At 70.6% G+C, this 22,486-nt stretch carries 22 protein-coding genes; 10 read left to right on the top strand and 12 right to left on the bottom strand.

Annotated features, from left to right (window positions below; all coding sequences use genetic code 11):
- Window positions 1-112 precede the first annotated feature (112 nt).
- Together C1N74_RS11870 and C1N74_RS11865 are read left to right on the top strand one after the other, a co-directional pair.
- Complete coding sequence (locus C1N74_RS11870) at window positions 113-1,480, top strand: hemolysin family protein (RefSeq protein WP_088380239.1); 1,368 nt, start codon at window positions 113-115, stop codon at window positions 1,478-1,480.
- The gene (locus C1N74_RS11865; RefSeq protein WP_023955328.1) at window positions 1,477-2,535 is read left to right on the top strand and encodes a hemolysin family protein; all 1,059 of its coding nucleotides are present in this window, start codon (window positions 1,477-1,479) and stop codon (window positions 2,533-2,535) included. Before C1N74_RS11870 ends, C1N74_RS11865 begins: the two co-directional genes overlap by 4 nt.
- Before the next feature lie 24 nt (window positions 2,536-2,559).
- On the opposite strand, the gene C1N74_RS11860 is transcribed toward C1N74_RS11865, so the two are convergent.
- A complete protein-coding gene (locus C1N74_RS11860) occupies window positions 2,560-3,627 on the bottom strand; it encodes an NADH:flavin oxidoreductase/NADH oxidase (protein WP_137750594.1) in 1,068 nt (355 codons plus the stop codon).
- Window positions 3,628-3,662: 35 nt separating this feature from the next.
- Between C1N74_RS11860 and C1N74_RS11855 the strand changes: the two genes are divergently transcribed.
- The 4 genes from C1N74_RS11855 to C1N74_RS11840 are packed head-to-tail and all read left to right on the top strand — an operon-like array spanning window position 3,663 to window position 7,374.
- Entirely contained in the window at window positions 3,663-4,514 is an 852-nt protein-coding gene (locus tag C1N74_RS11855; RefSeq protein WP_137750593.1) for an ADP/ATP-dependent (S)-NAD(P)H-hydrate dehydratase, read from the top strand.
- Between the two features lie 42 nt (window positions 4,515-4,556).
- A complete protein-coding gene (locus C1N74_RS11850) occupies window positions 4,557-5,762 on the top strand; it encodes a glycosyltransferase family 87 protein (RefSeq protein WP_258317923.1) in 1,206 nt (401 codons plus the stop codon).
- A 14-nt stretch (window positions 5,763-5,776) separates the two neighbouring features.
- Entirely contained in the window at window positions 5,777-6,121 is a 345-nt protein-coding gene (locus C1N74_RS11845; RefSeq protein ID WP_064955652.1) for a thiamine-binding protein, read from the top strand.
- Window positions 6,118-7,374 carry an MFS transporter gene (locus C1N74_RS11840; protein ID WP_071919259.1) on the top strand — a complete coding sequence of 419 codons (1,257 nt, stop codon included), beginning with the start codon at window positions 6,118-6,120 and terminating at the stop codon, window positions 7,372-7,374. The genes C1N74_RS11845 and C1N74_RS11840 overlap by 4 nt, the downstream gene beginning before the upstream one ends.
- A gap of 4 nt (window positions 7,375-7,378) precedes the next feature.
- Here C1N74_RS11840 and C1N74_RS11835 read toward each other — a convergent pair whose 3' ends face one another.
- On the bottom strand, window positions 7,379-8,581 hold the full coding sequence (locus tag C1N74_RS11835) for a homoserine O-acetyltransferase (RefSeq protein ID WP_114599109.1): 1,203 nt from the start codon (window positions 8,579-8,581) through the stop codon (window positions 7,379-7,381).
- A 46-nt stretch (window positions 8,582-8,627) separates the two neighbouring features.
- Window positions 8,628-9,644, bottom strand: coding sequence for a DUF2332 domain-containing protein (locus C1N74_RS11830; protein ID WP_137750592.1), 1,017 nt, complete (start codon window positions 9,642-9,644; stop codon window positions 8,628-8,630).
- Between the two features lie 180 nt (window positions 9,645-9,824).
- On the opposite strand from C1N74_RS11830, the gene C1N74_RS11825 reads away from it, so the two are divergent.
- Window positions 9,825-10,856, top strand: a complete 1,032-nt coding sequence (locus C1N74_RS11825) for a TerC family protein (RefSeq protein ID WP_023955312.1) — start codon at window positions 9,825-9,827, stop codon at window positions 10,854-10,856.
- Window positions 10,857-10,934: 78 nt separating this feature from the next.
- Here the strand turns inward: C1N74_RS11825 and C1N74_RS11820 are convergent, their stop codons facing one another.
- A complete protein-coding gene (locus C1N74_RS11820) occupies window positions 10,935-12,257 on the bottom strand; it encodes a bifunctional o-acetylhomoserine/o-acetylserine sulfhydrylase (protein ID WP_023955310.1) in 1,323 nt (440 codons plus the stop codon).
- Between the two features lie 120 nt (window positions 12,258-12,377).
- Between C1N74_RS11820 and C1N74_RS11815 the strand changes: the two genes are divergently transcribed.
- A complete protein-coding gene (locus C1N74_RS11815) occupies window positions 12,378-13,163 on the top strand; it encodes an SDR family oxidoreductase (protein WP_181021917.1) in 786 nt (261 codons plus the stop codon).
- Between the two features lie 13 nt (window positions 13,164-13,176).
- Here the strand turns inward: C1N74_RS11815 and C1N74_RS11810 are convergent, their stop codons facing one another.
- Window positions 13,177-14,673: an MFS transporter gene (locus C1N74_RS11810; RefSeq protein WP_258317922.1), complete on the bottom strand. Its 1,497-nt coding sequence runs from the start codon at window positions 14,671-14,673 to the stop codon at window positions 13,177-13,179.
- Between the two features lie 39 nt (window positions 14,674-14,712).
- On the opposite strand from C1N74_RS11810, the gene C1N74_RS11805 reads away from it, so the two are divergent.
- Together C1N74_RS11805 and C1N74_RS11800 are read left to right on the top strand one after the other, a co-directional pair.
- Window positions 14,713-15,411, top strand: a complete 699-nt coding sequence (locus tag C1N74_RS11805; protein WP_088380234.1) for a uracil-DNA glycosylase — start codon at window positions 14,713-14,715, stop codon at window positions 15,409-15,411.
- Window positions 15,412-15,458: 47 nt separating this feature from the next.
- Window positions 15,459-16,085 (top strand): GNAT family N-acetyltransferase, encoded by a 627-nt coding sequence (locus C1N74_RS11800; RefSeq protein WP_137750591.1) that lies wholly within the window; start codon window positions 15,459-15,461, stop codon window positions 16,083-16,085.
- A gap of 4 nt (window positions 16,086-16,089) precedes the next feature.
- Here the strand turns inward: C1N74_RS11800 and C1N74_RS11795 are convergent, their stop codons facing one another.
- Genes C1N74_RS11795 through C1N74_RS11765 form a run of 7 tightly spaced genes read right to left on the bottom strand, consistent with a single transcriptional unit; the run spans window position 16,090 to window position 22,458 of the window.
- Window positions 16,090-16,443 carry a protealysin inhibitor emfourin gene (locus C1N74_RS11795; protein ID WP_258317921.1) on the bottom strand — a complete coding sequence of 118 codons (354 nt, stop codon included), beginning with the start codon at window positions 16,441-16,443 and terminating at the stop codon, window positions 16,090-16,092.
- A complete protein-coding gene (locus C1N74_RS11790; protein WP_137750590.1) occupies window positions 16,436-17,488 on the bottom strand; it encodes a M4 family metallopeptidase in 1,053 nt (350 codons plus the stop codon). Before C1N74_RS11790 ends, C1N74_RS11795 begins: the two co-directional genes overlap by 8 nt.
- A 48-nt stretch (window positions 17,489-17,536) precedes the next feature.
- Window positions 17,537-18,346 (bottom strand): ABC transporter ATP-binding protein, encoded by an 810-nt coding sequence (locus tag C1N74_RS11785; RefSeq protein ID WP_137750589.1) that lies wholly within the window; start codon window positions 18,344-18,346, stop codon window positions 17,537-17,539.
- Window positions 18,343-19,125, bottom strand: a complete 783-nt coding sequence (locus C1N74_RS11780; RefSeq protein ID WP_137750588.1) for an ABC transporter ATP-binding protein — start codon at window positions 19,123-19,125, stop codon at window positions 18,343-18,345. The genes C1N74_RS11785 and C1N74_RS11780 overlap by 4 nt, the downstream gene beginning before the upstream one ends.
- A complete protein-coding gene (locus C1N74_RS11775) occupies window positions 19,122-20,003 on the bottom strand; it encodes an ABC transporter permease (RefSeq protein WP_375538045.1) in 882 nt (293 codons plus the stop codon). The genes C1N74_RS11780 and C1N74_RS11775 overlap by 4 nt, the downstream gene beginning before the upstream one ends.
- A complete protein-coding gene (locus C1N74_RS11770) occupies window positions 20,000-20,950 on the bottom strand; it encodes an ABC transporter permease (RefSeq protein WP_137750587.1) in 951 nt (316 codons plus the stop codon). Before C1N74_RS11770 ends, C1N74_RS11775 begins: the two co-directional genes overlap by 4 nt.
- Window positions 20,947-22,458: an ABC transporter substrate-binding protein gene (locus C1N74_RS11765; RefSeq protein WP_137750586.1), complete on the bottom strand. Its 1,512-nt coding sequence runs from the start codon at window positions 22,456-22,458 to the stop codon at window positions 20,947-20,949. Before C1N74_RS11765 ends, C1N74_RS11770 begins: the two co-directional genes overlap by 4 nt.
- Window positions 22,459-22,486: the final 28 nt, after the last annotated feature.

The raw sequence follows: 22,486 nt of genomic DNA, 5'->3' as shown, positions 1-22,486 counted from the left end.
TCGCGGCTGCGCCCGGCAGGCCCGACAGGCGTAAGATCGGGCGCACGATGGACGACCCTCCCAGTTGCCGACCCTCGCCCCGCCGACCCCGACCGATCGGGGGTGACGCCTGATGGATTTCGTCATGCTGGGCGTGGGGCTCCTGCTGACCGTCGGCACCGGTCTGTTCGTCGCGAGCGAGTTCGCGCTCGTCAACCTCGATCGAGCTGATCTCGAGGCGCGCCAGGCGGCGGGTGAATCGCGCCTGTCGATGACGATCGCGGCGCTGCGGATCACCTCGACGCACCTGTCGAGCGCGCAGCTCGGCATCACCCTGACGACGCTGCTCACCGGTTACACGATGGAACCGGCGATCTCGAACCTGCTGTCACCGGTGTTCGAGGCGTGGGGCTGGCCCGAGACCGTGTCGCGCCCCGTCGCCGCCGTCGTCGGCGTCTCGATCGCGACGATCTTCTCGATGATCCTCGGCGAGCTCGTCCCGAAGAACTTCGCCCTGGCGATCCCGCGACAGACGGCGAAGCTCGTCATCCCGTTCCAGACCCTCTTCACGACCGTGTTCCGTCCGGCCGTCACGGTGCTCAACGGAAGCGCGAACGGGGTGCTCCGCTCGATGGGCGTCGAGCCCAAGGAGGAGCTGTCGGGTGCCCGTTCGGCGGAGGAGCTGTCGAGCCTGGTGCGCCGGTCGGCGAGTGCGGGCGTCCTCGAGAAGGACACCGCCTCGTTGCTCGATCGCTCGCTCACCTTCGCCCGGCTGACGACGGCCGACGTCATGACGCCGCGCCCGAGCCTGCATGCGGTCGCCGCGGGAGACAGCGTCGAGGACGTCATCCAGCTCGCGCGGCGCACGGGCCACAGCCGATTCCCGGTGTTCGGCGACTCGATGGACGACATCACCGGCATCGTCCACGTCAAGCAGGCGGTCAGCGTCCCGCGCGAGCGCCGCGCCGACGTCCCTGCCGCCGCCATCGCGGAGGAGCCGCTGCGGGTGCCCGAGGCCGTGCACCTCGACGCCGTCCTCGGCGAACTGCGCGCCCGGGGCTACCAGATGGCGATCGTTGTGGACGAGTACGGCGGCACAGCCGGTGTCGTGACCCTCGAGGATCTCGTCGAGGAGATCGTCGGCGAGGTGCTCGACGAGCACGACCGCAACCGCGCCGGCGTCCTGCGGGTCGCCGGAGGTATCGTCTTCCCCGCGGAGCTGCGTCCCGATGAGGTGCTCGACCGCACCGGCATCCGGGTTCCCGAGGGCGACGTCTACGACACCGTCGGCGGCTTCGTCATGAGCGTGCTCGAGCGGATCCCGGTCGTCGGCGACACCGTCGAGATCGACGACGGCACGCTCACCGTGCAGCGGATGGACGGCAGACGGGTGGACCGCGTGCGTTTCGAGCCCACCCCCGTGTCCGAGGAAGCACCCGCCGGGTCCGCGGTCGAGCCGATGCGACCGGCCCCGCGCCGCGAGGACGGTGATCGTCGATGAATGATTGGGCGGGACTGGCCTGGCTCGTCGTGCTGCTGGCCTTCAACGCGTTCTTCGTCGCGAGCGAGTTCGCGGTCATCTCCGCGCGCCGCTCGCAGATCGAGCCCCTCGCCGACAAGGGGTCGCGCTCGGCGAAGACCGCGCTGTGGGCGATGGAGCACGCGACCCTCATGCTCGCGACGTGCCAGCTGGGCATCACGATCTGCTCGCTGGTGATCCTCAACGTCTCGGAGCCGGCGATCCACCACCTGCTGGCGGTGCCGCTCGGGCTCACCGGGTGGGGCGAGGCCGTCGTCGACGTCGTCGCCTTCGCCGTGGCCCTCATCGTGGTGTCGTACCTGCACGTCGTGTTCGGCGAGATGGTTCCGAAGAACCTGGCCTTCTCGCTGCCCGACCGTGCCGTGCTGCTGCTGGCGACGCCGCTGCGTTGGGTCTCGCGGGTCTTCTACCCGATCATCGTCGCCTTGAACTGGATCGCCAATCACGCCGTGCGGCTGTTCCGGGTCGAGCCGAAGGACGAGGCGACCTCGACGTACACGCTCGACGAGGTCGCCACCATCGTGGCGACATCCCGGATCGAAGGCGTGCTCGACGATGCGTCGGGAACGGTCGCAGCCGTCGTGGAGTTCACCGATAAGAAGGCGGCGGATGTCGCCGTGCCGTTCGGTGAGCTGGTCACGCTGCCCGAGACGGCGACCCCCGAGGACGTCGAGCGTGCTGTCGCGCGGCACGGCTTCTCGCGCTACGTCATCGTCGATGACACCGACCAGCCGGTCGGGTACGTGCACCTCAAGGACGTGCTGCGAGAGGCGGAGGATGCCGACGGCGCGGCGTCGCGGCCGATCAAGTCCAAGCGCATCCACCTCATGGTGCCGGTCGCCGAGACGACCGACCTCGAGGACGCACTGGCCCTCATGCGTCGGTCGAGCCGCCACCTCGCGCAGGTTCGGGATGCCGAGGGGCGGACGACCGCGGTGCTGTTCCTCGAGGACATCATCGAGGAGCTCATCGGCGAGGTGCACGACGCCACGCGCCGCGCACCTCGCTGGGCCTGAGCCGGGAGGGGCGGCGACGCGAGCTCAGCGGCGCCGTGCGCGGACGTACTGCGGCGGCCAGATCGCGGCGTCCTCGCCCAGCTCGTCGGCTGCGCGGAGCCCGAAGTGCGGATCGCGCAGCCACTCGCGGCCGGCCATGATCGCATCGGCCGCTCCGGCGGCGAGGATCTCCTCGGCCTGGGTCCCGGTCGTGATCTCGCCGACCGCGCTGACGGGGAGGCCGGTGGTCTCGCGGATCTCTCGGGCGAACGGCACCTGGTAGCCGGGCCCCGTCGTGATGCGCTGGTGCGCGACGAGCCCTCCGCTCGAGACGTCGACGAGGTCGGCGCCGCGCACGTGCGCCCAGGCCGCGACCGTCGCCGTGTCGGAGACATCCCAGCCGCCCTCGGCCCAGTCGGTCGCCGAGAAGCGCACGAACAGCGGAGCGTCGGGTGCCGCGGCGCGGACCGCCTCGACGATGCGCAGCAGGAGCCGTGCGCGGTTCTCGAGCGAGCCGCCGTACTCGTCGGTGCGCCGGTTCGACAACGGCGACAGGAACTCGTGCAGCAGGTAGCCGTGCGCGGCGTGGATCTCGAGCACGTCGAAGCCGGCCTCGATCGAACGGCGTGCTCCGTCGGCGAACGCGGTGACGAGGGTGTCGATCTCGGCGCGCTCGAGCTCGTCGGGCCGGGCGTAGCCGTCGAAGGCGACGGCCGAGGGGGCGAGCGCCTGCCAGCCGCCCTCCGCCTCCGGCACGGTCCCGCGCTCGGCGGCGAACGGCGAATAGGTCGACGCCTTGCGGCCCGCGTGCGCGAGCTGGATCGCGGGCACCGCCCCGCGGTCGTGGATCGCCGTCACGATCGGGCGCCAGGCGTCGCGCTGCTCGTCGTTCCAGATGCCGGTGTCCTCCGGGGTGATGCGCCCCTCGGGCACGACCGCGGTGGCCTCGGCCATGACGAGTCCGGCACCGCCCGACGCGAACTGCGCGAGGTGGACGTGATGCCAGTCGTTCGGGATGCCGTCCTCAGCCGAGTACTGGCACATGGGGGCGACCCAGAGGCGGTTGCGCACCTCGACGGTTCGGATGGTCAGGGGGCTGAACAACTGGCTCACGCCGGGCTCCTTCGGGGCGCCGATAGGGTGGCGCCATGGTCGAGATCCACGAATGGGATGCGCGCGACACGGTCGCGCTCCTGCGCAAGCCAACTGCCGACGACCACAAGTATTCCCGCGGGGTGCTCGGTGTGCGAACCGGATCGCAGGAGTATCCGGGAGCCGCCGTGCTCGGCGTCGAGGCCGCGTGGCGGACCGGCATCGGGATGGTCCGCTACCTGGGCCCCGAGCGTCCCGCCGACCTCGTGCTGCAGCGCCGACCCGAGACCGTGACCGCGCCCGGACGCGTGCAGGCGTGGCTGATCGGTTCGGGGACGGATGCCGCGACCCGGCCCGCCGCCGAGACCGCACGGCTGGGGGAGCTGCTGCAGGGCGACCTCCCCGTCGTCGTCGACGCCGGGGCCCTCGACCTGGTCCCGGGCGCGACCGCCCCGCTCGTCGTCACGCCGCACCAGAGCGAGCACGCGCGCCTGCGCGGGCTGCTCGACCTCGACGACGTGACGCCGACGTCACTGACCGACCGCATCGAGGCCGCCCGCGAGACCGCGGCCGCGGCGGGCATCGCCGTGCTACTCAAGGGGGCCGAGACCGTCGTCGCGGCCCCCGACGGATGGACCGCCGTCGTGCGGGCCGGCACCGGGTGGCTCGCCACCGCGGGTACCGGTGACGTGCTCGGCGGCATCCTGGGTGCGGTCGTGGCGGCTCGAGGCGCTCAGCGCGATCTGGATGCCGCGGCGCTGGCACCGCTGGCCGCTGCGGCGGCGTACATCCACGGACATGCCGGTCGCGGTGCCGGTCCCGGCCCCATCACGGCGCTGGACGTCGCGGAGGCCGTACCCGCCGTGATCGACGAGCTGCTCTCCGGAGGAGACCCGGCCGCGCGCTGACGCCACCGGCGGGCTGCGAGGGGCTCACCGTAGGATGTGACGGTGTCGAGACGGGGAACGCTGTGGGTCGCGTTCGCGCTCGTCCACCTCGTCGTCTCGGTGCTCGGGTTCGTGCTGCCGAACCAGCCGATGGGGGATGTCTACCTCGTCTACGAACCCTGGTCCCAGCGGGCGCTCTCCGGTGAGGGCATCGTCGGGATCGACGATGACTGGGTCTATCCCCAGCTCGCGCTCATCCCGCTCGTCCTGGCCCACGGGTTCGCCTGGATCGCCGGTTACACGGTCGGCTGGGCGATCTTCGTCACGGCGCTGGACGCCCTCGCCTTCGCGGTTCTCGTGGGGCGCGCGCGGTCGCGCGGACGCGTGACGGCGGCGTGGTTCTGGCTCGCCGCCATCCTGCTCCTCGGCCCGGTCGGCCTCTATCGGCTCGATGCCGTCACCGTCGCGCTCGCCGTCATGGGCTGCCTGTGGCTACGCGGCCGGCCGTGGCTGGCCGGCATCCTGCTGGCGGTCGCGACGTGGATCAAGGTCTGGCCGGCGGCGATCATCGCGGCCGCCGTCGTGGCGCTCCGGCAGCGGTGGGCGCTCGTCGGTGCCGGGCTCGTCGTCTCGGTCGCGACGCTCGCGGCCGTCGTCGTCGCCGGTGGGCTCGACCATGCGCTCGGGTTCATCGGCGATCAGACCGGGCGCGGGCTGCAGGTCGAGGCGCCCGTGAGCATGTTCTACCTGTGGGGGCAGATGCTCGGCATCCCGGGCTTCTTCGTCTACTACTCGACGGAGATCCTGACGTTCCAGGTGACCGGCACCGAGATCGATCCGGTCATCGCGGCGATGACTCCGATCCTCATGATCGGCGTGGGAGCCGTGGCGGTCGTCGCCGCCGTCAAGGTGCGCCGCGGCGCCGCGGTGAAGGATCTTCTGCCCGTCGCGGCGCTCGCGATCGTCACCGTGTTCATCGTGCTGAACAAGGTCGGGTCGCCGCAGTACCTGTGCTGGCTCGTCCCGCCCGTCGTGCTCGGGCTCGTCGTCGCGCGCCGCGATTGGGCGCGCCCGGCGATCCTGGTGCTCGTCCTCAGTGCGCTCACGCAGCTCGTCTACCCGGTGTTCTACGGGGAGGTGCTGTCGGCGCATCCCCTGGGTGTGGGCATCCTCACCGTGCGCAACGTCCTGCTCGTCGTCCTCGGCGTCTGGATGGTGGTGCGGCTCGTCCGCGTTCCCGTCCGAACGCCCTCGTCCGTTCCCGCCTGATCCGGAGGTCCATCATGCTCATCGCCTTCTCCGTCGCTCCCAGCGGAACCGGCAGCAATCCCGACGGCTCGGTGCACGATGCCGTCGCCGCAGCCGTGGCCGTCGTGCGGGCCTCGGGCCTGCCGCACCGCACCACCTCGATGTTCACCGAGGTCGAGGGGGAGTGGGACGAGGTGATGGATGTCGTCAAGCGGGCCACCGAGGCGGTGCTCCCGTTCGGGTCGCGTGTCTCGCTCGTGCTGAAGGCCGACATCCGGCCGGGATACAGCGGCGAGCTCGACGGCAAGATCGAGCGCCTCGAGGGCGCACTCGAATCGATTCGACACGAAGGCGAGGGCGGCGCTACGCTCCCGGAGTGACGACGCCCGCCATTTCTCGCCCGACCGCCCGCCGGGCCCTGCTCTCGCTTGCGATCGGCAGCTTCGGCATCGGGATGACCGAGTTCGTCGTCATGGGCCTGCTGCCCGAGATCGCCGGCGAGCTGCTGCCCTCCGTCTACGCGGGCGATCCGGAAGCGGCGATCGCCCAGGCGGGGTGGCTCATCACGCTCTACGCCGCCGGCGTCGTCGTCGGCGCTCCGACCATCGCGGGTGTCGTGGCGAAGTACCCGCGCCACCGGGTCATGGTCTTCCTCGCGCTCGCCCTCACCGTCGGCAACGCGCTGACGCTCGTGCTGCCGACGTTCGAGCTCGTCGCGGCATCCCGGTTCCTCGCGGCGCTCCCGCACGGCGCCTACTTCGGCATCGGCGCGCTCGTCGCCGCCGACGTCCTGGGGCCGGGCAAGCGCGCGCAGGGCGTGGCGTTCGTGCTGACGGGCCTCACCATCGCCAACGTCGTGGGCGTTCCGCTCGGCACGTTCCTCGGTCAGCAGTTCGGATGGCGGGCCGCGTTCCTCGTCGTCGCGGCGATCTTCGCGCTGGCCACGGTGGCGATCGCCCTGACGGTCCCGCAGCACGCGGGGGAGCCGTCGCGCACCCTGCGCGCCGAACTGCGGGTCTTCGGTATCGGTCAGGTGTGGTTCGCCCTCGGCATCGGCGCGATCGGCTTCGGCGGCTTCTTCGCGGTGTACAGCTACGTCGCGACCCTCGTCACCGAGGCGGCCGGTTCACCGCAGTGGGCCGTGCCCATCGTGCTCGTCGTGGCCGGAGTCGGCATGACGATCGGAAACCTCGTCGGCGGCAGGCTCGCCGACCGCGACCTGCGCGGAAGCCTCCTCGGCGGTCTCGTCGCCCTCGCCCTGATCCAGGCGCTCCTCGCACTGACTGCCGGCTGGATCGTGACCGTGGGCCTGTTCGTCTTCCTCGTGGGGTTCTTCTCCGCGGCGCTGAGTCCGACGATCCAGACGCGCCTGATGGATGTCGCGGGCGACAATCAGTCCATCGCTGCGGCGCTGAACCACTCGGCCCTCAACATGGGCAACGCGCTGGGCGCGGCGCTCGGAGGGGCCGCGATCGCCGCCGGACTCGGATACGTCGCGCCGGTATGGGTGGGGGTCGTCCTCGCCCTCGCCGGATTCGGGGTCGCCTGCACGAGCTTCGCCGTCGAGGCTCGTGCGCGACGGCGGACGTCGTCCCGCGCACCGCGGCCCGACGCGCCCGCACCGACGCGCTGAGGCGTCAGCCCTCGAGCAGCCGTCGCAGATGGGCGCCGACGACCGGTGTCTCGATGAGGAACGCGTCGTGACCGAAGTCGCTCGAGATCACCACCGCAGCGTCGTCGATGGTCGATCGGATGCCGCGAGCGATGCGGTGCTGCCCCTCGACGGGGAACAGCCGGTCTGAGTCGATGCCCAGCACGAGGGTGCGGGCGGTGACACGCGCCAGCGCGTCTTCGATCCCGCCGCGGTCGCGACCGACGTCGTGCGAGTTCATCGCCTCGACGAGAGTGATGTAGCTGTTCGCGTCGAATCGTCGCGTGAACTTGTTGCCGTGGAAGTCGAGGTAGCTCTCCACCGCGAAGCGTCCGCCGAGACCGAGGGGGCTCTTGCCCGACTGCCACGTGCGCTGGAAGCGCAGGTTCAGCTCGGTCGGGCTGCGGTAGTTGAGCAGAGCCATGCGGCGCGCGAGTGCGAGGCCGCGGTGGGGGCCGTCGCCGTCGGCTGCGTCGTAGTACTCGCCGTCCTGGAACCGCGGGTCGATGCGGATGGCCTCGAGCTGCACGGAGTTCAACGCGATCTGGTCGGCGGTGTTGACGGGCGGGGCGGCGAGGATCGCGAGTCGCTCCAGGCGCTCGGGGTGCCCGACGCCCCACTCGAGCGCGTGCATGCCGCCCATCGATCCGCCGACGACCGCGGCCCATACCTCGACCCCGAGGGCGTCGGCCAGCCGGACCTGCGCGGCGACCTGATCGCGGATCGTGAGGTAGGGGAACCGAGCCGCCCATTCGTAGCCGTCGGACGAGATCGACGAGGGGCCCGTCGAGCCCTGGCACCCGCCCAGCATGTTCGGGGCGACCACGAACCAGCGGTCGGTGTCGATCGCCAGACCGGGACCGACGATGTCTTCCCACCAGCCGGCCGTCGGGTGCCCCGGGCCCGCCTCGCCGCGCAGGTGGCTGTCGCCGGTGAGGGCGTGGAGCACGAGCACGGCGTTGTCGCGTTCGGGTGAGAGCTCGCCCCACGTCTCGTAGGCGAGGCGGAAGCTCGGCAGCTGCTCACCGCTCTCGGTGGAGAGCGGACCGAAGACCCCGAAGCTCCGGTGCCCGACGGGGTCGCCGTCGCGCCAGGCGCCCGTGGCAGGTGGCCGTCCGCGCAGCAGGCGCGCATCGGCCTCCGTGATCGGCGCGCTCGGCACCGTGTCCTCGGAGGTCTGCCAGTCCATGCGAGCCATTCTCCCGGGTGCGGGCGCACGCTGCTCGCGTGTTACGTCACGACCGGAACGGAGACACCTCGTAGGTCGCGCCGTGCTGGCCCGCGAGCGCGACGGGCACCCCGTCGACCGTCTGCACGAAGCTGCCGGTGGTGTCGACGCCCCGCGGCATCCGTCCGTCGATCTCCGGCAGGGTGCCCGCCGTCTCGTTCGAGATCCAGACGACGCGGCGGTTCACCCGTTTCCCGAGGGTGCTCACGAGGCCGGCGAAGCGGCGCCGTTCGTCGGCGTCGAGGTACAGGAGCACCGCGCTGTGGAACACGACGAGCGTCACGTCGGGAGGGCTTTCGGCCGCGACCTCGGGGAGGCGGTCGAGGATGTCGCCGGCGACGATGCGCGGCGGGTCGGCCCGGGCCACCTCGACCGCTGCCCGCAGCCGACCGACGCGCTCGTCGTGAACGGAGCCCGGCCAGACGAGCGTCTCGAGCCAGGAGACCGCGTCCGTATCGCGCACGTCGATCGGGGCGAGGTCGATGCCGGCGCGCCAGACGACGTCGGGGAGGGAGTCGGGCACGGCGTCGGGATCGTCGATGCGGCAGCGCAGCAGCGGGCGCGGAGCGGCATCGGGTCTCGCGGGCACGATGGTCCGGGGGTGCTCGCCGCCGGGAGACGAGTACTCGTACGCGTACCGATCGGGATAGAGGCAGAGGCCGGCGGCGGTGCCGGTCTCGAGCAGGGCGATCGGGCCGTCGATGCGCGAAAGGGGAGGCAGGAGGGTGGCGCAGCGTCCGACCTCGTTGGTCTGCGTGCGGTGCTCCGCCGTGATGGCGGCGACCCGTTCCCACTCCGAGACCAGGCGTTCGCGCCACGCGGCGAACGGCTCGAGTCCGCAGCCGGCCCAGCGTGCGGCGGCGAAGACGAGGTTCGGCTGACCGCGGCGCTCGCCGAGCAGCGCGATCCGCTCGGTGAGCTCGTCGTCGCCCGCGATCCCGGTGGCCCATTCGGCGTAGATCGGCGAGCTGTCCCGGGCCCAGTCGGCGAACGAATGGTAGCGGCGGGAGGTAGCGGCGTCCATCGCTTCAGAGTAGATGCGCTGGGCGTCACGATCGTCGCGTAAGATACCGCGAAGCAAGGGGAGTACTTCCGCCTGCGGCGCTCTCGTCATTACGGATCCGACGTCGGATTCCGGGACGCCGGTCCCTCCGGGGATGAAGGAGACCTGGCCGTTCGCTACTGTCGACCCCTTGGAGCCTTCGTGGACATCACTCCGCTCGTGTGGATCATCACCATCGCGGTGACCATCGCCTTCTTCGTGTACGAGTTCTTCGCGCACGTGCGCACGCCGCACGAGCCGACGATCGCCGAATCCGCGCGCTGGTCGGCGTTCTACATCGGCCTCGCGCTCATCTTCGGCGTGGTCATCGGCTTCGTGCCGGGCTGGGGCTGGGTGTTCGCGGGCGAGTACTTCGCCGGCTACCTGACCGAGAAGGCGCTGTCGATCGACAATCTCTTCGTCTTCCTCATCATCATGACCGGCTTCGCGGTGCCGAAGAAGTACCAGCAGAAGGTGCTGATGATCGGCATCGTGATCGCGCTCATCATGCGCGGCGCGTTCATCGCCATCGGCGCGGCCCTCATCGACAACTTCTCGTGGATCTTCTACATCTTCGGCGCGCTGCTGCTGTTCCTCGCCTACCGTCAGGCTTTCTCGCACGGTGACTCCGACCCGGCCAACGGCAAGTTCATGCGCTTCGTCCGCCGCCACCTCCCCGTGACCGACGAGTACAACGGCGACAAGCTGACGGTGAAGAAGGACGGCAAGCGGTTCGTCACCCCGATGCTGCTGGTGATCATCGCGATCGGCTTCATCGACCTCGTCTTCGCGGTCGACTCGATCCCCGCGATCTACGGTCTGACCAACGAGGCGTACATCGTCTTCACGGCGAACGCCTTCGCCCTGATGGGCCTGCGCCAGCTGTTCTTCCTCATCGGCGGTCTGCTGGAGCGTCTGGTCTACCTCGCGCAGGGCCTCGCCGTCATCCTCGCCTTCATCGGTGTGAAGCTCGTCTTCCACGCGCTCCACGTCAACGAGCTGCCGTTCATCAACGGCGGCGAGCCGCTGCTGTGGGTTCCTGAGATCCCGATCTGGTTCTCGCTGCTGTTCATCGCCGCCACCGTCGCGGTCGCCACCGTCGCGAGCCTCGCCAAGACCCGTGGCGACAAGGCGAAGAACGACCGCGAGCAGGTTCAGGGCGAGGAGATCACCACGGCCACCGACGCCGACTGACGGCCCCGCGAACGACGGATGCCCCGGCCACCGCTCACGGTGGGCCGGGGCATCCGGTCGCGTTCTGAGGAGGAACGATCAGGCGCGCGCCGCCTCGACGACGTTGCGCGCGGCCGCGAGGGCCTGCTCGAGGTCGGCCTTGAGGTCGTCGATGTTCTCGAGACCGACCGACAGGCGGACGAGGCCCGGGGTGACACCGGTCGTGAGCTGCTGCTCCGGGGTCAGCTGCGAGTGGGTCGTGGACGCCGGGTGGATGACGAGCGAGCGCACGTCGCCGATGTTCGCCAGGTGGCTGAAGAGCTGGAGCGAGTCGACGAACGCGCGTCCCGCGGCGACGCCGCCCTTCAGCTCGAACGACAGCACCGCGCCGACGCCCTTCGGGGCGTAGCGGTTGGCAGCGGCGTACCAGGGCGAGGTCGGCAGGCCCGAGTAGTTCACCGACGCGATGTCGTCGTGGTTCTCGAGCCACTCCGCGATCTCCTGCGCGTTCTGCACGTGGCGCTCGATGCGCAGCGACAGCGTCTCGATGCCTTGGATCAGCAGCCAGGCGCTCTGCGGCGAGATCGCGGCGCCGAGGTCGCGCAGCAGCTGCACGCGGGCCTTGATGACGTAGGCGAGGCCGTCGCCGACCGCCTGCGTGTATACGGCGCCGTGGTACGAGGGGTCGGGCGTCGTGAGGCCCGGGAAGCGCTCCGAGTGCTCGGACCACGGGAAGCTGCCGCCGTCGACGATGACGCCGCCGATGACCGTGCCGTGCCCGCCGAGGAACTTCGTGGCGGAGTGCACGACGATGTCGGCGCCGTGCTCGAAGGGGCGGATGAGGTAGGGCGTGGCGATCGTGTTGTCGACGATGAGCGGCACACCGGCCTCGTGGGCGACGTCGGAGACGCCGCGGATGTCGAGGACGTTGATCTGCGGGTTGCCGATCGTCTCGGCGAAGAAGAGCTTCGTGTTGGGGCGCACCGCGCGGCGCCACTCCTCGAGGTCGTCCTGGTTCTCGACGAACGTGACCTCGATGCCGAGCTTGGCGAGCGTGTACTTGAACAGGTTGTACGTGCCGCCGTAGATCGAGCTCGAGGCGACGAAGTGGTCTCCGGCTTCGGCGATGTTGAGGATCGCGAAGGTCTCGGCGGCCTGACCCGACGCGACGAGGAGAGCGCCGGTGCCGCCCTCGAGTGCGGCGAGCCGCTGCTCGACGACATCCTGGGTGGGGTTCTGGATGCGCGTGTAGATGTTGCCGAACTCCGCCAGCGAGAACAGGTTCGCGGCGTGGTCGGAGTTGTCGAACACGTACGAGGTCGTCTGGTAGATCGGCGTCGCCCGTGCCTTGGTCACCGGGTCCGGTGCGGCTCCGGTGTGGATCTGCTTCGTCTCGAAGCGCCAGTTCTCGGATGCGGACATGCGTGGCTCCATCGGGTCGGGAAGCGGCGACGGTCGCCGGCCTGGGTCGAGCGTACGGAAACCGGATGTGCCCGACAATGCGCGGGACACGCTGCGTAACCTGACGGCTACGGTGGAGGGATGACGCGACGTGCAGTGGTCACCGGTGCGAGTTCGGGAATCGGCGAGGCGGTCGTTCGCGCGCTGAGGGCATCGGGATGGGAGGTGGTCGGCGTCGCCCGCCGGGCCGAACGGCTCGAGGCGCTCGATGCCGAGGTCGGCTCCGCGTCATTCGCCGCGGATCTGACCCGCGAGGCGGATGTCGCCGCACTCACCGAGCACCTCGCCGCCTCCGGCGACGTCCACGCCCTTGTGCACGTCGCGGGCGGGGCTCGCGGCACCGACCGCGTCGAAGACGGTGCGGCCGAGGACTGGCAGTGGATGTTCGAGGCGAACGTCCTGTCGGCGCAGCGGCTGACCGCGGCTCTCCTCCCGCTGCTCCGACGCGCTGTCGCGGCAGGCGCCGGCCATGCCGACACCGTCTACGTCACCTCGACCGCAGCTCAGACGGCCTACCCCGGCGGAGCCGGCTACAACGCGGCGAAGGCGGGGGAATCGATGCTCGTCCACGCGCTCCGACTCGAGCTGAACGGTGAGCCCATCCGCGTGGTCGAGATCGCCCCCGGCATGGTGCGCACGGAGGAGTTCACCCTCAATCGTCTCGGCGGCGACCGGGAAGCGACCGATCGCCTGTACGAGGGCGTCGAGCAGCCGCTCGTCGCCGAAGACGTGGCGGATGTCGCAGCCTACGCGCTGAACGCACCAGGCCACGTCAACCTCGATCTGGTGACGATGCGTCCCGTCGCGCAGTCCGCGCAGCACCTGCTGGCGCGGGGACCGCTGCGTCCGCGATCCACCGAGGCCTGAGGGGCGTCCCCGCTCAGCCGCGGGGCTGAGCGACCGTGTCGCCCGTCCCGTCCGCGGCTCGCGCCACCGGCGGCTCGTCGGCATCGGCGAACGCCACGCGCGGCACGACGAACAGCAGAGCCGCCGCGACGAAGCCGCCGGCGGCGCAGATCGCCCAGACGGTGAGATAACCGCCGAGGGAGGCGGCGGTCTCGCTCGCGACGACACCCGCACCGGCGGCGAGGACGACGCCGAAGACCGCCGACGAGAACGTTCCGCCGATGGTCTTCGTCGTGTTGGTCATCGCCGACGCCACGCCCGTCTGTCCGCGCGGTGCTGCGGCGGCGGCGGCCGCCGGCATGGCCCCGACCAGGGCGCCGCAGCCCAGGCCCGCGATGCAGAGGTTGAGCAGCACCTGCCACAGCTCCCGGTGGAACGGCAGGAAGAGCGCATAGCCGACGCCGACGAGCAGCGCCGCGACGATGAGCACGATGCGGGGACTCGCGCGGCGCGAGGTGACCGCGAACAGCACGGCACCGACGATGAGAGACACGAGGTAGACCCCGATGATGTTCGATCTGTCGGTGGCGTCGAGCCCCAGCCCGTATCCGAGGGCGGGGTCCGTGCCCGCGTAGGTCGACAGCGGGCCCTGTGCGCCGAGGAGGCTGATACCGACCAGGAACGCGGTGGCCTGCACCGGCCACATCTCCGGTCGGGCGAGCATCCGCACATCGACCGCGGGGTCGGCCTGGCGCAGTTCGAACCGTCCGAAGACGACGAAACCCACGATTCCCGCGAGGAGCAGCGCCCACACCCAGAAGGCCGCGGGGCCGTTCAAGCGGAGGAACGTCAGGGCGCTGGTGACGAACAGCAACGAGACCGCGAGGAGCGCGAAGCCGCGTGAGTCCAGCTGCCGCCGGCCCGGCTCCGGCTTCGACTCGGGCACCCAGAGCCAGATGACGATCGCGACGAGGGTCACGGCCACCGCCGGCACGATCAGCGTCAACGTCATGTCGCCGGCTGTGGCGGCGTAGATCCGGCCCGCGGCCAAGGCGCCCATGATGGCGCCCGCCTGAAGCCCGACGACCAGGAGCCCCGCCGCGCGCCGGGTGAGCGAGACCCCCCGGCTCTGCCGCCTGCCCCGCTCGAAGATGAGCGCGATCTCGAGGGGGAGCCAGACAACGTAGAAGCCCTGCAGCGCCCAGGCGATGAGGAAGGTCCAGAAGGATGCCGCGAACGCGAGCCACCAGGTCGCTGCGGCGGTGAGGACGGCCGCGACGAGCAGGATCCGCTTGTGCCCGTACATGTCGCCGAGCTTCGCCAGCACCGGTACGACGAGCGCTGAGAGCAGGAGCTGCGCGGCCTCGAACCAGTTCACGTCGGAGTCGTGGACCCCGAGCTCGGCGACGATGTCGCTGAAGAGCGGGACGTAGTAGCCCTGCAGGATGCCGCTGACGATCTCTACCAGGATGAACCAGCCGATCAGACCCGCGGTGACGCCCAGGGCGGAGGTGCGCAGCGTCGTCGACACGGGGTGAGCATACCGCCGCGACCGGCCTACCCTGGGAGTGTGACGCCGCGCTCCCTCACCGACCTTGCCGCCGACGGACTGGTGGCACCCGACTGGGCCGAGGCGCTGCAGCCCGTTGCGGCCGACATCGCCGCGCTCGGCGACCGGCTGCGCGCAGAGACCGCTGCGGGCCGGGGTTACCTGCCCGCGGGTGACCGCGTGCTGCGGGCGTTCCAGCGGCCGATGGCCGACGTCCGCGTCCTGATCGTCGGTCAGGATCCCTACCCGACCCCGGGGCATCCGATCGGACTCTCCTTCGCGGTCGACGCCCACGTGCGGCCATTGCCCCGGAGCCTCGGAAACATCTACCGAGAGCTCGAATCGGACCTCGGCATCGCCCCCGCGCCGCACGGCGACCTCTCTGCGTGGAGCGATCAGGGCGTTCTGCTGCTGAACCGCGTGCTGACCGTCGCCCCCGGTGCTCCCGCCTCGCACCGAGGGTGGGGCTGGGAGCGCGTCACCGAGCACGCGATCCGGGCGCTCGTGGCTCGCCGGCGTCCGCTCGTCGCGATCCTCTGGGGCAAGGATGCCGCGACCCTGCGGCCGCTCCTCGGCGATGCTGCGATCGTCGCGTCGCCGCATCCGTCGCCGCTGTCCGCGAGCCGCGGCTTCTTCGGGTCGCGGCCGTTCTCGCGCGCGAACGAGCTGCTCGCCGAGCGTGGCGGCGAGCCGATCGACTGGCGCATCCCGGCGCTCTGACCGGCAGTCGTCATCGGCGTGAAACGTGCGCCCCGTAGAGTTGCTGCATGCTCGAGGAGGACTCCAACCGCGACCGTCGACGCCTTCCGCGGCACCTGCGTCGCCCGGCCGAACCCGAGCGGCCCTTCTCCTACGAGATCCGGCCGGCGCGGCCGGATGATCTTCCCGACATCCGCGAGATCTACAACTACTACGTCACCAACTCGGTCGTGACCTTCGACGAGAAGAAGTGGTCGCTGGCGCAGTGGCGCGAGAAGTACGACTATCTCACCAAGCTCAAGCTTCCGTTCCTCGTCGCGGTCTCGCCGACGGGGCAGATCCTGGGATACGCCCTCGCGTCGCCGTGGAACGGCAAGACCGGATTCCGCTACACCGCCGAGACGTCCATCTATCTCGGCCAGGCGGCGACGGGGAAGGGGCTCGGACGAGCGCTGCTCGAAGCCCTCATCGAGGCTTGCCAGCAGCTCGGACTGCGCGAGATCGTCGCTGTCGTGAGCGACAAGGGTGCGGAGGCGTCGATCGCCCTGCACGAGCGTTTCGGTTTCGTCGAGGTCGGCCGGATGGGGCGCGTGGGTCACAAGTTCGGCCGCTGGCTGGGCACGATCTACCTGCAGAAGTCGCTCGAGCAGCCGAAGAAGGGACTGCGCGGACTCTTCGCGCAGAAGTCCGGCTGAGGCGTCACTCCTCGGCCACGCCCCCCGGCGTCGCCGAGCGTCCCGTCCGGACGGCGTCGACGAGCGAACGCCACGGTTCGTCGAGGTCGTCGTTCAACTCGGCCTGACGCGTCGTCTCGCTGTCGGTGACCGCGATCCGCCAATGGAAGCGGTCGGCCCCGCTCGATCCGGTCTTGCCTGCCGGTGCCGACGCGTCGATCTCCTGCCAGGGGCACCGCCCCACCAGCTCGCGCCAGCAGGCGCTTTCGGCCGGCGCCGGCTCGACTCGCCACGTCCGCGTCAGGCCGGCGAAACCGCCGGTGCGCTCCACGACGATCCGCAGCTCGGCCGTGGAACCGTCGTCACGGGTGTCAGGCATCCTCCAGCACGCCGACGCCCTGCCATCCGGCACGCACGGCGGCGACCTCCTCCGTCTCCTCACCGTACTCGTCGGCGGCCTGGTCGATCGTGGCGGCGGCGAACGCAGCGAAGTCGGCGTCGGGGGAGAGCGCCCCCGAGGTGAGCGTGCGGTACCAGATGAGTCCCGCGCGTTCCCAGGCGTAGCCGCCCAGCCGCGTCGCGACGAGGTGGAACGCCCGATTCGGGATGCCCGAGTTGATGTGGACCCCGCCGTTGTCACTGGTCGTCACGACGTAGTCGCGCATGTGTCCCGGCTGCGGGTCGCGTCCGAGCACGTCGTCGTCGTACGCCGACCCGGGCTCGGCCAGCGATCGGAGGGCGCGCCCCTGGACGGCATCCGTGAAGATGCCCGCACCGATGAGCCACGATGCCTGCTCGGCGCTCTGTCCGAGTCGGTGCTGCTCGGTGAGTGCGCCGAAGACGTCGGACAGCGACTCGTTGAGAGCACCGGACTGGCCCGCGTAGGTCAGGCCTCCCGAGAACTCTGTGACGCCGTGAGCGAGCTCGTGCGCGATGACGGTCAGCGACCCGTTGAATCCGGTGAACACCTCGCCGTCGCCGTCGCCGAACACCATGCGCTCGCCGTTCCAGAACGCGTTGTCGTAGGCCTCGCCGTAGTGGACGGTGGCGGCGAGCACACCACCCCGACCGTCGATCGAATCGCGGCCGAAGGCGTCGAGGAAGAACGAGAACGTCGCGCCGAGCCCGTCGAAGGCCTCGTCCACCGCGCGATCACCGGTGGGCGGGTCGTCCTCGCGACGAACGAGGACGCCCGGAAGCTCTTCGCGGCCATGCGCGTCGGATACGGCCCGGTCGGCTGCGGCGATGCGCTCGGCGACGAGAGTGCCGCCCGGCTCGACGGAGAGACGCAGCTGCGAACGTCCGGCGAGATCGGACGGACGCGCGGCGAGGGTGGTCCGCGCGGCGACCGCGGCCCGCGCGAGGTGGGGCTCGCGAGCGGAGGCGACGCGGGCGAGGAGATACGGGGGGATGATCGCGCGCATGGCCTTACGGTAGCGGCGGTCACCGACATCGGGTGCGGAAGGTGACGTCTAGTCCTGCGCGCGATGCGGGTCGATCACGGGCACCGAGGCGAGCAGGCGCCGCGTGTAGGCGGCCTGGGGCTGGAGCAGCACCTTCTCGGTGGGACCCTCCTCGACGATGCGCCCCTCGGTCATCACGACGACGTCGTCGCACAGGTTCTGGACCACGCCGATGTCGTGCGAGACCAGCAGCAGCGTCATCCCCTGTTCCGCACGCAGACGGCGCAAGACCTCGAGGATCTGCGCCCGCACCGTCACGTCGAGCGCGGACAGCGGCTCGTCGCCGACGAGGATCGCCGGGCGGTGCGCGATCGCGCGCGCGAGGGCGATGCGCTGGCGCTGGCCGCCCGAGAACTCGTGCGGGTAGCGCTCGGCCGCGTCGGCATCCAATCCGACATCCGACAGCACCTCGCGAACGCGCGCTCGACGGTCACCCGGGATGTCGAGCGCCCAGAGCGGCTCGCCGACGATACGGCCCACGCTCATCCGGGGATCGAGCGAGGCGTACGGGTCTTGGAAGACGATGCCGGTGCGGCGGCGGAGCCAGTGCAGGCTGCGAGCCGACGCACGGGCGTCGACCGGACGCCCGTCGATCGTGATCGTTCCCGACGAGGGCGTGTCGAGGCCCAGGAGGAGCCGCACGAGTGTCGACTTGCCCGATCCCGACTCGCCGATGATGCCGAACGCCGAGCCCGACCGCACGTCGACATCGACATCGTCGAGCGCGACGGTCTCGCGCCGCGGTGCGCCGAGCCCGGTCGAACGCATCCGATAGCGCTTGCTCAGGCCGCGGGCCGAGATGAGGGCATCGCCGGTCATGCGTCTCCCTCCGGCCGCCACACCGTGGCGGTGGCATCGCGCAGCAGGCCGCGGGTGACCTCCGACCGCGGAGCGGTGAGCAGGTCGGCGACCGCGCCCGTCTCGACGACGCGACCGCGTTCGAGCACGACGGCCTCCGTCGCGACCTGCGACAGCACGGCCAGGTCGTGGGTGATGAACAGCAGCGACATCCCGTCGTCGTCGACCAGTTCGCCCAGGAGCGCCAGGATCTCGGCCTGGATCGTCACGTCGAGGGCCGTCGTCGGCTCGTCCGCGATGAGCAGGCGCGGCCGGGTGGCCAGCGCCATGGCGATCGCGACCCGCTGACGTTGACCGCCCGAGAGCTGATGGGGATAGCGGCGCAGAGCGCCCTCGGGCAGCCGAACCCGATCGGCGTCGGCCTGGGCGCGGGCGAGGGCGTCGCGGCGACCGACCCGGCCGTGGATGCGCAGCGGCTCCGCGATCTGCCGCCCCACCGTCCGCAGAGGGTTGAGGGCGGTCTGGGGCTCCTGGAAGACGATGCCGATCTGCTCGCCGCGCAGGGCCGCCAGCTCGCGATCGCGAAGTCCGAGCAGCTCCCGACCGTTCCACCGGATGCTGCCGTCGACCTCGGCGCCGTCGGGAAGCAGCCCCAGCACAGCCAGAGCGGTCAGTGACTTGCCCGACCCCGACTCTCCGATGAGGCCGACCCGGGCGCCGTCGGCGACGCCGAACGACACGTCGTCGACCACGCGGCGCCCGTCGAGCACGATCGACAGGCCCTCGACCTCGAGACTCATGCGACCACCGCCGGCGTGTGCGAGGCGGCGGGGGAGCGGCGTCGGGCGAGCGTCGGGTCGGTTGCCTCGCGCAGACCGTCGCCGAGCAGGTTGAGCCCGAGCACGGTGATCGTGATGGCCAGCCCCGGCCACACGACGCTGAGCGGATGCGCGGTGAGGTACGTCTGCAGCTCGCTCAGCAGTAGCCCCCACGAGGGCTGCGTCGGCGGCGCGCCGAACCCGAGATAGCTCAGGCCCGCCTCGGCCAGCACAGCGACGGCCATGCCCCACGACAGCTGCACGATGAAGACCGGTGCGACGTTGGGGAGCAGATGGCGCACCGCGATCTGCGACGGCGTCAGCCCGTTCGCGCGTGCCGCGAGCACGAAGTCGCTGTGCAGCGTGCGGCGGAGCTCCGGCCGCGTGACCCGCGCGATGTTGACGCCGAAGCCGATGCCGACGGAGATCACGACGACCCACAACGAGCCGCCCCACACCGCCGAGATCATCATCGCGATCAGCAGCACCGGGAAGGCGATCAGGATGTCGACGAGCACCGCGACCACCTCGCGCGTCCAGCGCCCCGTGAGCGCCCCCAGGCAGGCGAGCGCGATACCGATGAGGGTGGCGACGATGCCCGCGCCCGCGGCGACGAGGACCGTCGTGCGCGCCCCCGCGATCAGCAGCGAGAGAATGTCGCGACCCGAGGCGTCCGTACCCAGCAGATGAGGCCAGCCCGGCGGGCTCCACCGCGCGGGGATGTCAACGCGTTGCGGGTCGAAGGGGGTCCAGACGAGCGAGACGGCAGCCACGACCCCGATGGCGACGACGACGAGGAGCCCGAAACGGCCGGCCGGAAGCGACCACAGGCGCCGCAGCCACGGCATCCGCATGTTCATGAGGCCTCCCGCTGTCTCGGATCCAGACCGCGATGCACCAGATCGACGATGAAGCCGACCACGAGCACCACGGCCGTGAGCGCCAGGAGCTCGCCCTGAACCTTGGGCAGATCGCGCAGGCCGACGTCCGCGACGAGCATGCGACCGATCCCCGGAAGGGTGAAGAGCTGTTCGATCACGACCGCACCGACGACGATGCCCGCGACCTGCAGCCCGAGGACGCTGATGATCGACAGCCCCACCGTCGGCAGCCCGTGGCGCAGCAGCGCGGCGCGGCGCGTGAGGCCCTTCGCGGACGCCGTCCGGACGAAGTCCTGGCCCATCGCCGACAGCGTCGCGCTGCGGACGAACCGCATCAGCATCGCGCCCTCGACGACGCCGATCGTCACGGCGGGCAGAACGAGTGCCGCGAAGGCGCGCCCCGGGTCGCGCCAGCCGTCGCGCGGGAAGCCCTGCGCGGGAAGCCAGCCGAGCCAGACCGCGAAGACCACGACGAGCATCATGCCCGCCCAGACCACCGGCACCGCCGCGAGCGCCTGAGCGCCGAACGAGAGCGCCGTGCCGTCGACGCGACCGCGACGTATCGCCGCGACGACGCCGAACGGGAGCGCGATGATCAGCGCCACGAGCATCGACATCAGTCCGAGGGGAACGGTGACCTGGGCCTTGGCGGCGAGCTCCGCCGCGACGGGTGAGCCGGTCACCAGCGAGGTGCCGAGATCGCCGCGGACCAGCCCCGCCATCCACTCGAGATACTGCGTCGGCAGCGGCACGTCGAGGCCGAGGCGCTCACGAAGCGCGGCGACCTGCTCCGGCGTCGAGGTGGTTCCCGCGATCTGCTGTGCGACGTCGCCGGGAAGGACCCGCAACGTCACGAAGATCAGCACGCTGGCGACGACCAGGCCCAGCAGGAGCAGGGCCAGTCGCGTCAGCGCGTAGCGGATCACCCGTCGCTCTTGGCGATCTCGGCGAGGTTGATGCGGGCGTTCACGTTGTCGATGGGCATACCCGAGACATTCGTGGCGACCGCGACCACCGAAGCCCAGTTGTAGAGCCAATCGGCGGCGTGGTCCTCGGACACGATCCGCGCAGCCTTCTTCAAGAGGTCATCGGCAGACTGCTCGTCCGTTGCGAGGAGGGACTGCGCGTAGAGATCCTGCACCTCGGCGTTGTCGTAGGTGAAGTAGTAGTCGGGGTTCGCCCAGTTCTCGAAGTCGCGCGGCTCGGCGTGGTTGACGACGCTGAGCTCGTAGTCCTTATTCGTGTACACGTCGCTGAGCCAGGTGCCGAAGTCGACGGGGTTGACCTTGAGGTCGATCCCGACGTCGTTGAAGTTCGAGACCAGGATCTGCGGGAGCGTCGTGCCGTAGGCCGACGGGATGGTCAGGGTCAGCGCGAGATCGCTGACACCGGCCTCACTCAGCAGCGCCCGGGCTGCCTCGGGGTCGTAGGAGACGACATCCGAGAGGTCCTCGTATCCGGGGTCGGCCTCGGGGATCGGACCGTAGAGCGTCTGCCCTGCACCGACGGCCTCGACGATGGCGTCGTGGTCGATGGCGGTTCGGATCGCCTCGCGCACCCGGACATCAGCCAGGGGCCCCGACGTGGAGTTCATCGCGAGCACGCTCTTGTCGGTCGCGCTGCCGGTCTCGACGACGAAGTCGCCGCCGCCCTCGACCTGATCGGCGAGGTTCGCGTCGAAGCCGACGACGACGTCGATCTCGCCGGCGAGAGCGGCGTTGATGGCTGCTTGGTTGTCGGGGATGAAGTCGAACGTGACGTCGGCTACCTGAGCCGCATCCCCCCAGTACGCCTCGTTCCGCTCGAGCGTCAGGCTGGCGCCCTGGCGCCAGTTCGCCAGCCGGAAGGGCCCGGTGCCGTTGGCGGCTGTGTTGTAGTCGACGGTGTCGCCCTCTTTGAGGATGATGCCCGCGCGGCCCGTGAGGTTCCACAGCAGCGACGAGTCGGGCTGCGACAGCGTCAGCACGATCTTCTGCCCGTCGGCGGTGACCGACGTGACGTTGGCGAGTCGTTCGCTGTCTGCCCATTCGGCGGTGGCCTGCCGGGTGGTCAGCGACGAGACGACATCCTGAGGCGTGAGGGGTTGGCCGTCGTGGAAGATGACTCCCTCACGCAACGTGAACGTGTAGGTCAAGCCGTCTGCGGAAACCTCGTGGGCGCTGGCGAGCGCGTCGACGATCTCGCCCTCCGCAGTGCGGGCGACGAGGCCCTGATAGACGTTGTCGATGAGCGTCTGATCGAGCGAGATGCCCGCGGTCTGCCGGATGTCGAGGTTCGAGGGCTCGAGCACCAGGCGGATGTTGACGCTGGCGTCCGGGTCAGGGGCGCCCATGGTGGCGGAAGGCCCGGGCTCGGTCGACCCGGTGCAGCCGGCGAGGAGGAGGGTGCCTGCAGCCAGCAGTGCGGCGGCGGTCACGGTGGTGCGGCGGAGCATGTGGAGGAGGGTTCCTTTCGCAAGGGCG

Origin of the sequence: Microbacterium sp. SGAir0570 (genome assembly GCF_005491085.2) — a bacterium.
In the GTDB taxonomy this organism is placed as follows: domain Bacteria; phylum Actinomycetota; class Actinomycetes; order Actinomycetales; family Microbacteriaceae; genus Microbacterium; species Microbacterium arborescens.
Note: the sequence above shows the minus strand (reverse complement) of the source record. Positions and strands in the feature narration are given on the sequence as shown.

Excerpts from the sequence above, each read along its gene's own strand:
- C1N74_RS11795 (WP_258317921.1), bottom strand. The coding sequence starts at position 16,443 with ATGCCTGACACCCGTGACGACGGTTCCACGGCCGAGCTGCGGATCGTC.
- C1N74_RS11785 (WP_137750589.1), bottom strand. The coding sequence starts at position 18,346 with ATGACCGGCGATGCCCTCATCTCGGCCCGCGGCCTGAGCAAGCGCTAT.
- C1N74_RS11790 (WP_137750590.1), bottom strand. The coding sequence starts at position 17,488 with ATGCGCGCGATCATCCCCCCGTATCTCCTCGCCCGCGTCGCCTCCGCT.
- C1N74_RS11815 (WP_181021917.1), top strand. The coding sequence starts at position 12,378 with ATGACGCGACGTGCAGTGGTCACCGGTGCGAGTTCGGGAATCGGCGAG.
- C1N74_RS11780 (WP_137750588.1), bottom strand. The coding sequence starts at position 19,125 with ATGAGTCTCGAGGTCGAGGGCCTGTCGATCGTGCTCGACGGGCGCCGC.
- C1N74_RS11865 (WP_023955328.1), top strand. The coding sequence starts at position 1,477 with ATGAATGATTGGGCGGGACTGGCCTGGCTCGTCGTGCTGCTGGCCTTC.
- C1N74_RS11845 (WP_064955652.1), top strand. The coding sequence starts at position 5,777 with ATGCTCATCGCCTTCTCCGTCGCTCCCAGCGGAACCGGCAGCAATCCC.
- C1N74_RS11800 (WP_137750591.1), top strand. The coding sequence starts at position 15,459 with ATGCTCGAGGAGGACTCCAACCGCGACCGTCGACGCCTTCCGCGGCAC.
- C1N74_RS11820 (WP_023955310.1), bottom strand. The coding sequence starts at position 12,257 with ATGTCCGCATCCGAGAACTGGCGCTTCGAGACGAAGCAGATCCACACC.
- C1N74_RS11835 (WP_114599109.1), bottom strand. The coding sequence starts at position 8,581 with ATGGACTGGCAGACCTCCGAGGACACGGTGCCGAGCGCGCCGATCACG.
- C1N74_RS11775 (WP_375538045.1), bottom strand. The coding sequence starts at position 20,003 with ATGAACATGCGGATGCCGTGGCTGCGGCGCCTGTGGTCGCTTCCGGCC.
- C1N74_RS11870 (WP_088380239.1), top strand. The coding sequence starts at position 113 with ATGGATTTCGTCATGCTGGGCGTGGGGCTCCTGCTGACCGTCGGCACC.
- C1N74_RS11765 (WP_137750586.1), bottom strand. The coding sequence starts at position 22,458 with ATGCTCCGCCGCACCACCGTGACCGCCGCCGCACTGCTGGCTGCAGGC.
- C1N74_RS11830 (WP_137750592.1), bottom strand. The coding sequence starts at position 9,644 with ATGGACGCCGCTACCTCCCGCCGCTACCATTCGTTCGCCGACTGGGCC.
- C1N74_RS11855 (WP_137750593.1), top strand. The coding sequence starts at position 3,663 with ATGGTCGAGATCCACGAATGGGATGCGCGCGACACGGTCGCGCTCCTG.